Raw genomic sequence first — 12,367 nt, 5'->3', positions numbered from 1 at the left:
TGTTTCATGGCCTGACGGGTCGGCGTGCGGCACGCACGTCATCTGCCAGCGCCAGATAGCGGGCGAACATATCGCGCTCGTCAGGGGCCGAATCGGCAATACCTGATCTGTCCAGCCTCAGGGCCTTATCCACGGCCTGCGCCACGGCACTGTCATCCAGAGAACGGCATACCGCACCGGTCACGCCGTCCTGCACAATCTCCGCACTGCCGGCCAGATGCGATGTAACAACGGGCACTCCTGCCGCCACGGCTTCGGCTATGACCAGACCGAACGGATCGTAGCGGGTGGGCAGACAGAAGGCATCCAGCGCATGAAAAAACTGCGGCATATCGGCCACGGCTCCGGCAAAGCGGACTCTGTGCTCCACGCCCAGCGCTGCGGCCTGCTGTCTGTACGGGGCGGCATTATCACCGCCTGCCACCAGCAGCACCACATCTTCGGGCAGACCACGCAGACTGCCTATACAATGGGCCAGTCCCTTGCGCATAAATATATTGCCCGCAAACCCCACTATGCGCCGTGCGCCCGCACCGGGCCAGTACCGTTCGCGCGCAGCCGCGCGCGCCGCCTCATCCGCGGGATGAAAGCGTTCCGTGTCCACCCCGTTATGAATGACGGTCACCTTGTGACAATGCTGCGGATAGCTTTGGCACACCTCGTCCCGTGTCATGCCCGAAGGCACCAGAATGCGTTGCAGCGCGGCGGAATCAAGGACTCGGCGTTCCTGTGCGGGAACATACCTGTTGTACAGATTCCACCACCGGCTGCGCATCTTACAGCGTTTTTCCTTTTCGGGCAGGCCCTCCAGCGAGCGCCTGAGAAAAGTGGCATGTACGCCTGTCTGCCGCACAATGGCGGCACCGCGCACATATTCAAACGAAAAAGGCACCCCGCGCGTACAGGCGATGTACCGCTCTGCCCTGCGGAAAAACGATGCATATTTGAGCAGCCTTGTGGGCCGCAGCATACCCAGTTCCACCACGTGCTCCGCCAGTGGACCGTGCGGATCCTTGTTTCTGCCGCAGACAAGCTGAAAAGGAACCCCGCGGCTCTGCATATACCGGCAGAAACGGTAGGCCACCCCTTCGCCGCCTGTGGAAGGATCGCAATATTTCACAATGACCAGAACTGGTTCCGGCATGTTTTTTCTCCTGCATGAATGCGGCACGGCGTGCGATTACCCGCGCCAGATATCAGGGCAACACGTTGGTACACCGTGCCGCCGTCGCGGGCAAGCGGCCGCCGCCTGATGCCGCACACAAAAAAAGGAGCCGGATGGCTCCCTTCTGACTGGCAGACGCACAGACAGACTGCAGTCACGCAGCCTGACAGGCAGTACGACCGGCCGGAAAATCTAGTGACGCAAGACGCGGGTCAAGAGGAAACAATACCCCTTCACATCCGCCGGCAACCGTGCCGGAGCGGCCCCTCCGGACGGTTCGCAACCCGCGCAAAGCCCGCCTGACGGCGCCTCCCTGCGTCCGGCTGCGTATGGCTGCCAGATTGTGCTCGCCTATGGGGTCAATGCCCGTCACCACCGAACCGAAGGGGTCGGAAAGAACATCCACAACGGCCCGCAGCGAGACATTGAGCATTTCAGCCAGATAAACAGCATTCATGCCGAAAGGCAGCACTCTGTCCACAAGCTTGACCGACCGGCGCCAGCGCCGATGGCCACACAAGGCCACACTGCCCATAAAAATCTGCTTTTTAACAAAAAAAGGCACCCGCTGCGGCGTCACAGCGGCCCGCAGCACCCTGTCTGCCTCGGCCGAACCCAGCCGGTACAATGCGCCTGCCGTGCCTCTGTTCCACGGAACCATGCAATCGGCCAGCATTTCGACATAAACATGACTCAGCTTGCTGCCGCCTGTACTACACATGCTGTTAGGCACATAGTGGTTGTGGGCCACCGTATCCGCCGCAAGATGAGAAAGATAGCCGTAGGCATAGGCTTTAAGACGGGGCGAGTCGGCACTGCGCAGCAGCGTGTGTGCGGTTTCCCAGTTGTGGCTGTGACCGGGGGTGACGGCACATCCTTTGCCTATGAAAATATCGGCACTGAGCGCCCCGTAGCGGAAAACGGACTCATACGCGGAAATAACAGTAGCCACACCGGCAGGCAGCAGGGTCAGGTTGGCAAACAGCCACTCGGAACAGGCCATGTGCACCCCCGGTCCCCATGCCATGGCCGCATCAGGCAGAAGCAGCAGCATGAAAATACTGAAAGCCACCGCCAGAGGCCATCTGCCAGTGCGTCCGGCGCCGGGCGTTGCGCCGCGCCGTACAATTTTATCACCATGCTTCATGAGAATATATGCTTCCGGCGATTCCGGTCGGTTTGTGCGTTTTTCCACAGAATGTGTACCGCTAAAGATTCTTTTTACGCAATGTACCAAACACCCTATGTACTAGCTCTCCGGCACGACATGTCAACAGCTATCAGCCGCCTTTGTGCCAACCGGAAGGAATAGCAGCACTTCATTTTTTAGCATATACACAGCACGACTACAAATACGGGGTGAACAGCCAGAATGCGGCATCGCGCATACGCACCGGCAGGGAACGGTTTTCCAGTTCGCTCAGGGTTATGCTGCGCGCATTGCGCCGCACGTTGTCGAAATGCCTTACCAGCGGACGCACGACGGACGTATCAAATATCTCCACATTCAGCTCGAAATTAAGCCGCAGGCTGCGGGGGTCCAGATTGGCAGACCCCACCTGCGCGTAACTGCCGTCGATGAGCATGATCTTGGAATGTACAAAAGGGCCGGGCTGGTAGTAGACATGCACCCCGAACCGCAGCAGCTGCCACAGCATGTTGCGTGTGGCCCAGTGCACTGCCGGCAGATTATTTTTTCCGGGCAGCACCACATCCACCCGCACCCCGCGCAGGGCAGCTGCCTGCATGGCGCTTATCAGATCGCCGGACGGCAGAAAATACGGAGTCATGATGCGTACCGAGCGGCACGCACTGGAGATGACGCCCGTCATCAAAGCCGAAATACGGTCGATATCCTGCCCGGGACCGCCTTTGACCACGCGGCACAGCGTATCGCCGCACGGCTCTTCCGTCACGCGGCGGGGCAGCGTATATTCGCCGGTGGCAAACCCCCAGTCATCCAGAAAAGCTTCCTGCAGCTGGGCCACCACAGGGCCGGAAAATCCGAAATGAATGTCCACCACGGGGCGTCTGTTTTCCGGATTGTCCACCATATGCCTGTCACCCAGATTCATGCCGCCGGTAAAGCCTACCTGCCCGTCGGCCACCAGCACCTTGCGGTGGTTGCGCAGATTGACACTAAGCTGGGGAGGAAAAAGACGAGGCGGAAGGAAACGCGCCACGCGCACTCCCCGCCGCTGCAGCAGGGTTCCCGCGCGGGGAAAGGCGTACAGCTCGCCCACGCCGTCCACCAGCACACGCACATCAACGCCCCGTGCCGCAGCGGAGCTCAGAGCTTCGATAAAGCGCCGGCCTTCCGGTCCGGTTTCAAAAATATATGTGGCAAGGTACAGTGAGTCTTCGGCACATTCCACCGCTTCGATCATGCGGGGGTAGGCCTGCTCGCCGTTATGCATGATGCGCACATCGTTACCGCCCACCAGCGGCATTCCGGTGACAGCCAGACCGGAACGCTGCAGCGTGCGGTAGACCGGCGCAATAAGATAATCGTCCATGGAGCCGGGCGGCAGAAAGGGATGGGTTCCGCCGTGCAGCCGCCCTTTTGTGGCGGTGCCTCTGGCCGAATTTTCTTCATTCAACCGTTCTGCCTTGCTGCGCACACGGTTGATGCCGAACACGAAATAGAGCAACGGCCCCGCCAGAGGAAAGGTAAGGCACACCGCCACCCACCCGAGAGAGGCTCTGGGCTCCCGCTTGTTCAGCAGGGCATGGCCCGCAGCGGTGAACGACACGCACAGGTTGATCACCACCAGCAGGCCGCTGAGAAGAGTGAAATCCATCTCGCGACTCCGCTTTCAGTTACAACTCCGGCCGCGGCATGCTGCTGCAAACGGGCAGACAACGGCATGCTGCGGGGCAGCCGCAGGAACGCGGCTGGTATTCTTCTTACCGCCAGCCACACAGAAGGGCAATGCCGCAGACAAAAAGAAAGGCGGCCCCAGCGGAACCGCCTGTATAATTTTACGCGCAACCGCTAGCGCGACACGAGCACCGGCACGCCGGACATGGAAAGTACCCGGTGGGCCACACTGCCCAGCAGCATACCTTCAAAATCATTCAGCCCGCGCGAACCCATGACTATTACATCGCACTTTTCGTCATCGGCTACTTCCACAATGGTGTCGCTGGGCTTGCCGTGTTCGATGCGCACGGTAAACTTCACGCCTTCGCGTTCCAGATCTTCGCGGAAGACCTGTATCATTTCTTCAGCATTCTTATGCATTTCGGCTGCAATTTCAGTACGGGCCGCACCGCCGATAAGGTTGGGCACCTCGCCGAAACAATGCATCAGCACTACCTGCCCTTCCGAGCATCTGGCCAGCGCCACGGCGTGACGCATGGCAAAACGGGAATTGCTGGAACCGTCCACAGCCAGCAGTATTTTTTTAAACGCCATAACAACCTCCGCGCAATGATCATTCACTGCAAGTGTCATTGAATGTGATGTCAGTACGCTCCGGCACGGCGGCCGGAACGTTGTTACTAAAAGGATGATGCCGACACTAGCACACGGACAGGCCGGCGACAACCTGCTGCGGAAACAATACTATCCGCGAACAAAAAACGCCCGGCAAGCCTGCCGCGCCTGAATTCGGCCCCGCAGCACATGCCGGAACACGCCACACAGTGCCTCTGCTTTCCATCCCGCGGCAGCAGCCGCCACCGGCACCGGAACAAAAAAAGTCCGGCCGCAAAGCGGCCGGACAGAACGGACTTTAATGCTCCCGGGCAGCAGTTTTATGCTTTTGCCCAGTTGCGCGATGTATAGGCAGCCCCGTTACGTCCCAGAATAAGACATTCGCGTCCCGTAAGGCTGTCCATGAACTGCAGACCGCTGCGGGCCTGCATGACATACACCGCAGTAGCCAGTGTATCTGCCTCCATCACGGTGGGAGCCGTCACCGACACACTGAGCACGCTGTGCGGGCTGCTGCCGGTGGCGGGGCTTACCAGATGGCTGTACATGCGTTTGCGGTCGTAAAAGACCTCATAACCTCCGGAAGTGGCAATGGCACCATCACGCAGGGCAATAGTCGCGGGGTAGTTCCGCTTTTTATCAGGGTCCTGAATGGCGATAACCCACGGTTTGCCGCCGGCTTTTTCTCCGCTGGTGCGTATATCGCCGCCGGCGTTGATCATATGATTGCGCACGCCGCAGGCGCTAAGCACGGAAGAAGCTTTGTCTACAATGTAGCCTTTGGCAATGCCGTCCAGCGTCACGCCCATTCCTTCGCGCTGCAGCCGGATGCTGTCGCGCCCCAGCTGCACACCACGCGCGTCGACAAGACTAAGCGCATGCGACACGTCTTCCTGAGAAAGCTGCACGCTGCCGGCAAGGTTCTGCCGGCTGCTGAACAGGTCGACCACAGGCTTCACCGTAATGTTGAACGCATTATCCGTCAGGCTGCCGAAACGCAGCGCGCGGTCCATCACTTCCTTAAGTTCAGGCCCGATGCCTGAGACCCTTCCGTCACGGTTAAGCACATACACGGGGGTGGTGCTGTCGTACCGGCTGAACACGGCGGCAAGCCTGTCTATTTCTTCAAAAGCACGCCCCAGAGCCTCCTCGGCCTGCAGGCGCGAGGTATGAACGGCTGTCAGCGTCACAAGGGTGCCCATCTGCAGGCGCGTCTGGGTTACGGTGTGCTCACCGCCTATGCGTGCGGCGCCGGCCACAGCGGGCAAAGCTGCCCCTGCCGCCACGGAAAGCCCCAGCAGACCGCATGTCTGGATAAACTGTCTTCTGGATGCGGTATTTTTTTCCATGGAATGACTCCAAGTATCACACGCGCTTTTTCAGGCGCGGTTGTAAACCTGCCGCCGCCCTCAGGCGGAAGCCTCATCCTGAGCCGCGTCCTGCGCTTTCAGCTCGGCCAGCCTGACTTTGGCTGTGGGGCATGTATGGCGCAGAATGTTGCGCGGACACGCTTCCACACAGGCTTCACCGCATTCCGGCCCGAACGCGAGGCAGGCTTTCTGATCAATCATGATCTTGCCGCCTTCCTGCGTTATGGCGTTTGCCGGACACTTCTTGACGCATTTTGCGCAGTTGATGCAGCCTGCTTCGCACACGTTCATCACGGCCTTCATTTTATCCTGCGTTGAGCAGTAAACCATGACACGCGCACGGCGCGGGATGAGTTCCAGAATATTGCGCGGGCATATGCGGATGCATGCGCCGCAGCTTGTGCATTTTTCTTCGTCAATATGCACAAGGCCGTTTTCTATATACATGGCGTCAAAGGGGCACCCGCGCACGCAGTCGCCGTAGCCGATGCACGAAAAACGGCACGCGTCGGGGCCGTCTTCGATCATTGCCGCGGCAGTGCAGGATGCAAATCCCTCGTACCCGTAACGGGATGCCACCTTACCTTCATCTTTTACACAGCGCCGGAAAGAAACCAGCGGTTCATCATCGCCTGCGGCCTTGCCGGAAAGCTCACCCACCTTGTGGGCCACTTCCGGACCACCTGCGCAGCACAGCCCGGCACTGACCGAAGGATCGGCCAGCACAGCCTGGGCATACGCTTCACAGCCGGCAAAACCGCAGCCGCCGCAGTTAGCGCCCGGCAGGGCGTCCAGCACAGCTTCAACGCGCGGATCTTCCTCTACATAAAAAACCCGGGAAGCGGCCGCCAGCACACAGGCTGCGACAAAACCGAGCGCCAGCAGGGAAAGCACGGATGTTACGACCATATCGCTGTCCTTGTCTGTTTTCCTTTCCTTTGCGGATTTCCCGCGGAAAGGGCTTGTCCTTGTTCCGGTACTTCCCTAGGAAATCATGCCCTGGAAGGCCATGAAAGCCATGGACATAAGCCCCGCCATAACCAGCCCCACCGGCACACCCGCAAGGGCGCGCGGCACACGGGTGATCTCCAGCCGCTCGCGCAGACCGGCAAGCAGCACCAGAGCCAGCATAAAGCCGAGCCCTGCCGCAAACGCGTAAAAGACCGACGTGCCGAGGTCGAACTCTTTGCGCTGCACCAGAATGGCCACACCGAGAACCGCGCAGTTGGTGGTAATGAGCGGCAGAAAAATGCCCAGTGAACTGTACAGGGGGGGCACCATCTTTTTAAGGAACATCTCGACCAGCTGCACAAGAGACGCAATGACCAGAATGAACATAATGGTCTGCAGATAATCAAGATGCAGCGGGGTAAGCACAAACTTCTGCAGCAGCCATGTGATGGGGGTAGCCAGCATCATGACGAATATGACGGCGCCGCCCATGCCCAGACTGACACCTTTTTCCTTGGAACAGCCAAGGTAGGGGCACTGGCCGAGATACTGGGCAAGAACAATGTTGTTGACAAAGATCGCCGAGATCAAAAGCAGGAAATAATCCATGTTCAGCCTCCCTTACCTGTGACCTGCGGCGCAGCCGCGACACGATTCGCAGCCGGGGGTCGGGTTTTCCGGTTCGGGGATGCCCTTGCGCTTGGCCTGCACAATGCTGAGCAGGTTCATGGCGCCCAGAACAAGCCCCAGAGAAATGAACGCGCCCGGCGCTTCGACCATGAATGTGAGGGGTTTGAACCCCTGCCACATCACCTGATGGCCGAAAACCGTACCGGTGCCCAGCATTTCGCGCAGCGAGCCGAGAAAGGTGAGCGACAGGCAGAAGCCCATGCCGATGCCCAGCCCGTCAGCCGCGGCCAGATGCACCGGGTTTTTACCTGCAAAAGCTTCTGCACGCCCCAGAATGATGCAGTTAACAACAATCAGGGGAACAAAGATGCCGAGCTGCTGGTACAACGGATAGGCATATGCCTGCATAAGCAGCTCGATGGCCACCACCAGCGAGGCGGCGATGGCGATATAACAGGCGATGCGCACCTTTTTGGGAATAAGGTTGCGCACCAGCGAAATGATGACGTTGGATAAAAAGAGCACGAAGATTACCGCCATGCCCATACCGAAGCCGTTATTGGCGGACTTGGTGACCGCAAGCACCGGGCACAGCCCCAGAACCAGCCTGAACGGAGGAATTTCCCTCCACAGGCCTTTGCTGAACTCTTTCCACATGCTGGCCATTGTATTCTCCTATGACGTCGCCCGCGTGCCGCGGGGTACGCATGTTGCGTCTGGTTTTCGCCTAGTTGAAGCCTGTGACGATCTCGCTCTTCAGCGATTTGTAGACCGCAGAGGCTTTCTGCACGGCAACCATGCAGCCGATACTGGAGAACGTCGCACCGGAAATACCGTCAATCTCTCCGCCGTCGGACTTCAGGGCCACATCAAGCCCCTTGCCCGTAAACTTCGAGGTGAAGGAATCTTCGGCAATGACGGTGCCAAGGCCCGGGGTTTCCTTCATGGTGGTGACGCCTATTCCCGTCAGAACGTCGTTTTCCACGTCAAAACCCACCATCACGCCGATATCGCCGCCGTAACCGCCGCCGAAGTTTTCAAGCGCCACGGCAAAAAGCTTGCCGCCTTTTTTGGCCGGAAACACGTTGTACTCGGCCCCCGTGGAGGGGTCGGTAAACCTGCGCCGGTCTGCAATGGGGTCGTTGTCGTATCCGGAAAGCACGTCCTTGATGGCCGGTCCCTGCACATAGGTCAGAACCTGAAGCTCTATCTGGGGGGCGGTCAGTTTTTTCAGCGAAGAAAGGGCAAAGCCCGATATGACGCAGATTGTGGAAAGCACCACGATCATTTTAATGATTTCACGCATGGCTTACCTCGCTCCGAAAGGCTTGGGGCGGATCATATCCAGCAGCGGCGATGTCATGTTTGCCAGCAGAATGGCAAAGGGCACGCCGTCGGGATACATGCCGTAGACCCTGATGGTTACCACCATACCTCCGGCCAGCAGGCCGAAGATGACCATGGCGGCCTTGCCCACGGGAGAAGAGGAAGAGTCCGTCACCAGAAAGAAGGCGCCGAACACCACACTGCCTGTGAGCAGATGGAAAAGAGGCGAAGCGTACTGGCTGCTGTCTATGGCGTAGAAAATGCCTGAAATCAGCAGCACGCCGCCGAAGAATGCCGCGGGCAGCTGCCAGCGCACGGTGCGCCGCACCAGCAGATATATTCCGCCCAGCAGCAGCGCGCCCACCTGCGAAGAGCCCAGAGCCCCCAGCTGCTGTCCGGCCAGCAGGCCGGTGTAGCTGATGTCCGCCACTTTCTGCGCACCGAAATACTTCAGCTGCGTAAGCGGGTTGACCAGCATGGTGTTAAGCATGGCCGCGTCGATATCCATTTCCAGCTTCCACGAAATGGAAAGAATGGCCCAGCCCACCAGCGGCGCACATACGGGGTTTGCCCCCAGTCCGCCGAAGACCAGACGTCCGAGTAAAATTGTGAAGGCGCTGCCCAGAATAACCAGCCACCACGGGGCGGAGGCAGGCAGCAGAAAAGCCAGCAGCAGCCCCTGCAACAGGGCACTGTTGTCGTCCACCGTGACATCGCGCTCCATGGCTTTCAGGCACACGGCCTCTATAACCACCGCAGTCACGCATGAAAGGGCCATAACCCGCAGCGCGTCCAGACCGTACATATAGACGGCCATGGCCACCGCGGGCATCAGGGCGATAAGATAATCCCGCATCATGCCGTGTATGGTGCGCCCGCAATGCCAGTGCGGAGCCGCCCCGACGGCGAGAAACGGGGCTTTGGCCAATGATTCGTTTGCCATTTGCTGTTACCCCCTGTCTACTTGGTCTCGCCCTGCAGGGAACAGGCGGTCACCTGCTGCTCCTGAAGCACGATCTGATGTTTTGCCAGCTGGATAAGCTGGAGCACAGGGCGTCTGGCCACGCACCAGTAACTGCACAGTCCGCATTCCACGCAGGAATCGATGTATTCGTCCTTGCACTTGTCGTACATGCGGAATTCGCTGTAGCGTCCCAGCAGGTTGGGCCGTATACGCGCAGGACAGCGCAGAATACATTCGCCGCAGTTGATGCAGGCGGTGTCGCTGACAGGCGGATATGTGCCGGCAGGCACCACAAAAAGCGCGGTGTCATCTTTGCCTATGCCTATGTCCAGCCGGCTCAGGCTTCTGCCCCGCAAGGGACCGCCCAGCACAACCCTGTCGCCTTCGCCCACGCTGATACCGGCATGGTCCAGCAAAGCCTGCACGGTGGTGCCCACTTTGACCAGGTAGTTTTTGTCCTGCACGGTCATCACTGTCTGCGTGACGGGCAGTCCGGTCTCGGCGGCACAGCCCAGTCTGTACAGTTCGTGCAGACCTATCATATTGACGCCTTTGGCCTGTTCACTGCCGGTCACGGCAGCGGCAAGCAGTCTTTCGACACTGTTGGGGTAAACGGGGGCCACCGCTCTGGTGGATGCGCCGGCAAGGCTGATGCCCGCATCGTGTGCGGCCAGAATGATATTTTCCGCCGGAGAAAGCACCTTGAGCAGTGCGAGCCCTTTTTCAAGGGTGGCTTTATGATTCTCCAGCAGAGCTTCTGCCCAGCGGATGCCGGGATCGGGATTCAGCCCGTTGATGATAAGGAGTTCAGCCCTGCGCAGAAACACCCGCAGGTCGATGCCGAGGCTTTTCAGGGCTGCTTTCAGCCCGTCTTTTTCAAGCGATGACAGATCAATCGCATCGGCTTGCGTCTTGGCAGGCTCTTCGCCTTCGGCCGGTTCTGCAGGTTTCTGCGCCGTTATGACCACACATTCCGGAGTAACTTCGGCCACAACACCGCATATGGAGCTGTGCGCCTCTCCGCGCTTGTCGCCGGGGTGATCGGCCACCAGCATTCCGGTATGGACCTGGGCTTTTTTCTTCACGGCCTTCTGACCGTGACCACTTAAGGGTATGCGCACCTCAGCAGGCTCCGGCCCGTTGATAAATGCGCTCCTGTCGCCGCAGATGAGAGCAAAGGGAGTAGTACTCATAGACATCACCGGAAATGGCACTGGTTGCATTGACTCTTTTCAAAGGGGCCGCTTTGGACCTCTTCGTGACATCCCATGCACTGACCGTGGAAAGCGCCCATTCTGTTGGGAATGAGTTCGTCCACTTTTTCCTCGTAATGACACGAGGCACAGGCCGTGAATGCCTTGTCCAGGGTTCCGTTTTTCAGAGCTTCGCGCTGGCTGGCGCTGGTGTGGCAACTGTCGCACCCGTCCATCTTCTCTTCGAACATGTCGGCGTGACAGGTCTGGCAGCGGCGGTGAACGGAATCACGCAGCCCGGGCATGGATTCATCCCCCTGAGCTTCATGACAGTTGGAGCAGGCCATGGGTTCTGGCTCGATGTCCGGTCCATGGTGACACGCGGTACAGTCATCGTATCCGGTGTGCTCTTCATGGCTCCAGTCCACTCCGGTAAATTCCACATGGTGACAGGTCACACATGCTTCGTCGGAGTAACTGGCCACATGCTCTTTACGGAACTCGTCCGTGACGGCCACGCCGTGGCAGTCGCCACAGGCCATGGGGTCAGGTCTCGCCGTCTCGCTTTCGTGGTGACATGTCTGGCATTCTATGCCGTAATTCTCTGCATGCGTTTTGTGATCAAAAATCACCTTTCCGCCCGAATTATCGAACAAAATACGCATGGGCTCGGCCTGCGTCTGCTTAGGGCTCAGATAGCCGAAAGCAGCCACGGCCGCCAGAATACCAACAATCACCACTGTGGGAACGTATCTCCTTGGCAATGGACACCTTCCTCAACATGTAAGTTGAACCATTAACTATTCGATTCTGCGAAAGATATCTGCCGGCTGGATTTGCTTAGAACATTTTGCCGTTTTTGGAAAGTACCCTCAGAAACCGACACTCCTACTCAACACGCAGACAGTTTGCTGTGTATTACCGCAACGTTAACGCTTGTGTGGTCACTCAACCATGCGATATCACAACACTAATTAAATTTTTCACATACCCGGCACCCTCGCATACAGGCAAGCGGCGGAGCACACGGTGCATGTTGTGCACCCCGCCCATGCGGTACCAGCTCCCGCGTCATACACTGCTGCCTGCACCACATCGCAGTACCGCACCACTTTATGAAAACAACGCCGGACATGCTGTCTGAAACAACGCCGGGCAGGCATCTTGCCGCAAGCCGTGTTTTAGGGCAGCAGTCCTGCCAACCAATCAGTATCACAGGACAAGTAACTTCTGGCCTCCTGCATTGCTTTTCTGCTATGCTGCGCCCGCCCCGCAACGTATGTCCCCGTTTCTGCGCCGATGCGCCGCACCGCAGCCTCTTTGCGGTAC

General features: G+C 58.6%; 12 protein-coding genes. All 12 read right to left on the bottom strand.

The window, feature by feature from the left end; all coding sequences use genetic code 11:
* Positions 1–4: 4 nt before the first annotated feature.
* The 12 genes from ACZ5D1_RS02860 to ACZ5D1_RS02805 all read right to left on the bottom strand — a co-directional run bounded on the left by ACZ5D1_RS02860 (position 5) and on the right by ACZ5D1_RS02805 (position 11,778).
* Positions 5–1,144, bottom strand: coding sequence for a glycosyltransferase family 4 protein (locus tag ACZ5D1_RS02860; RefSeq protein WP_464555831.1), 1,140 nt, complete (start codon positions 1,142–1,144; stop codon positions 5–7).
* 175 nt (positions 1,145–1,319) lie between these two features.
* Positions 1,320–2,312, bottom strand: a complete 993-nt coding sequence (locus ACZ5D1_RS02855) for a zinc dependent phospholipase C family protein (protein ID WP_051363932.1) — start codon at positions 2,310–2,312, stop codon at positions 1,320–1,322.
* Between the two features lie 199 nt (positions 2,313–2,511).
* Positions 2,512–3,966: a cardiolipin synthase gene (gene cls / locus ACZ5D1_RS02850; protein ID WP_011366702.1), complete on the bottom strand. Its 1,455-nt coding sequence runs from the start codon at positions 3,964–3,966 to the stop codon at positions 2,512–2,514.
* Positions 3,967–4,160: 194 nt separating this feature from the next.
* Entirely contained in the window at positions 4,161–4,583 is a 423-nt protein-coding gene (locus ACZ5D1_RS02845) for a universal stress protein (protein WP_011366701.1), read from the bottom strand.
* A 341-nt stretch (positions 4,584–4,924) separates the two neighbouring features.
* Positions 4,925–5,953 carry an FAD:protein FMN transferase gene (locus ACZ5D1_RS02840; protein ID WP_011366700.1) on the bottom strand — a complete coding sequence of 343 codons (1,029 nt, stop codon included), beginning with the start codon at positions 5,951–5,953 and terminating at the stop codon, positions 4,925–4,927.
* Positions 5,954–6,013: 60 nt separating this feature from the next.
* Positions 6,014–6,883: an RnfABCDGE type electron transport complex subunit B gene (gene rnfB, locus ACZ5D1_RS02835; RefSeq protein WP_011366699.1), complete on the bottom strand. Its 870-nt coding sequence runs from the start codon at positions 6,881–6,883 to the stop codon at positions 6,014–6,016.
* 75 nt (positions 6,884–6,958) lie between these two features.
* Positions 6,959–7,534, bottom strand: coding sequence for an electron transport complex protein RnfA (locus tag ACZ5D1_RS02830; RefSeq protein ID WP_011366698.1), 576 nt, complete (start codon positions 7,532–7,534; stop codon positions 6,959–6,961).
* A gap of 12 nt (positions 7,535–7,546) precedes the next feature.
* On the bottom strand, positions 7,547–8,221 hold the full coding sequence (rsxE, locus tag ACZ5D1_RS02825; RefSeq protein WP_011366697.1) for an electron transport complex subunit RsxE: 675 nt from the start codon (positions 8,219–8,221) through the stop codon (positions 7,547–7,549).
* Between the two features lie 61 nt (positions 8,222–8,282).
* Positions 8,283–8,861 carry an RnfABCDGE type electron transport complex subunit G gene (rnfG, locus tag ACZ5D1_RS02820; RefSeq protein WP_011366696.1) on the bottom strand — a complete coding sequence of 193 codons (579 nt, stop codon included), beginning with the start codon at positions 8,859–8,861 and terminating at the stop codon, positions 8,283–8,285.
* Between the two features lie 3 nt (positions 8,862–8,864).
* The gene (locus ACZ5D1_RS02815; RefSeq protein ID WP_011366695.1) at positions 8,865–9,824 is read right to left on the bottom strand and encodes an RnfABCDGE type electron transport complex subunit D; all 960 of its coding nucleotides are present in this window, start codon (positions 9,822–9,824) and stop codon (positions 8,865–8,867) included.
* 17 nt (positions 9,825–9,841) lie between these two features.
* Positions 9,842–11,038 carry an NADH:quinone oxidoreductase subunit RnfC gene (locus ACZ5D1_RS02810; protein ID WP_464555826.1) on the bottom strand — a complete coding sequence of 399 codons (1,197 nt, stop codon included), beginning with the start codon at positions 11,036–11,038 and terminating at the stop codon, positions 9,842–9,844.
* A 5-nt stretch (positions 11,039–11,043) separates the two neighbouring features.
* On the bottom strand, positions 11,044–11,778 hold the full coding sequence (locus ACZ5D1_RS02805; protein WP_049753747.1) for a cytochrome c3 family protein: 735 nt from the start codon (positions 11,776–11,778) through the stop codon (positions 11,044–11,046).
* Positions 11,779–12,367: the final 589 nt, after the last annotated feature.

This window comes from Oleidesulfovibrio vietnamensis (assembly GCF_055388115.1).
Note: the sequence above shows the minus strand (reverse complement) of the source record. Positions and strands in the feature narration are given on the sequence as shown.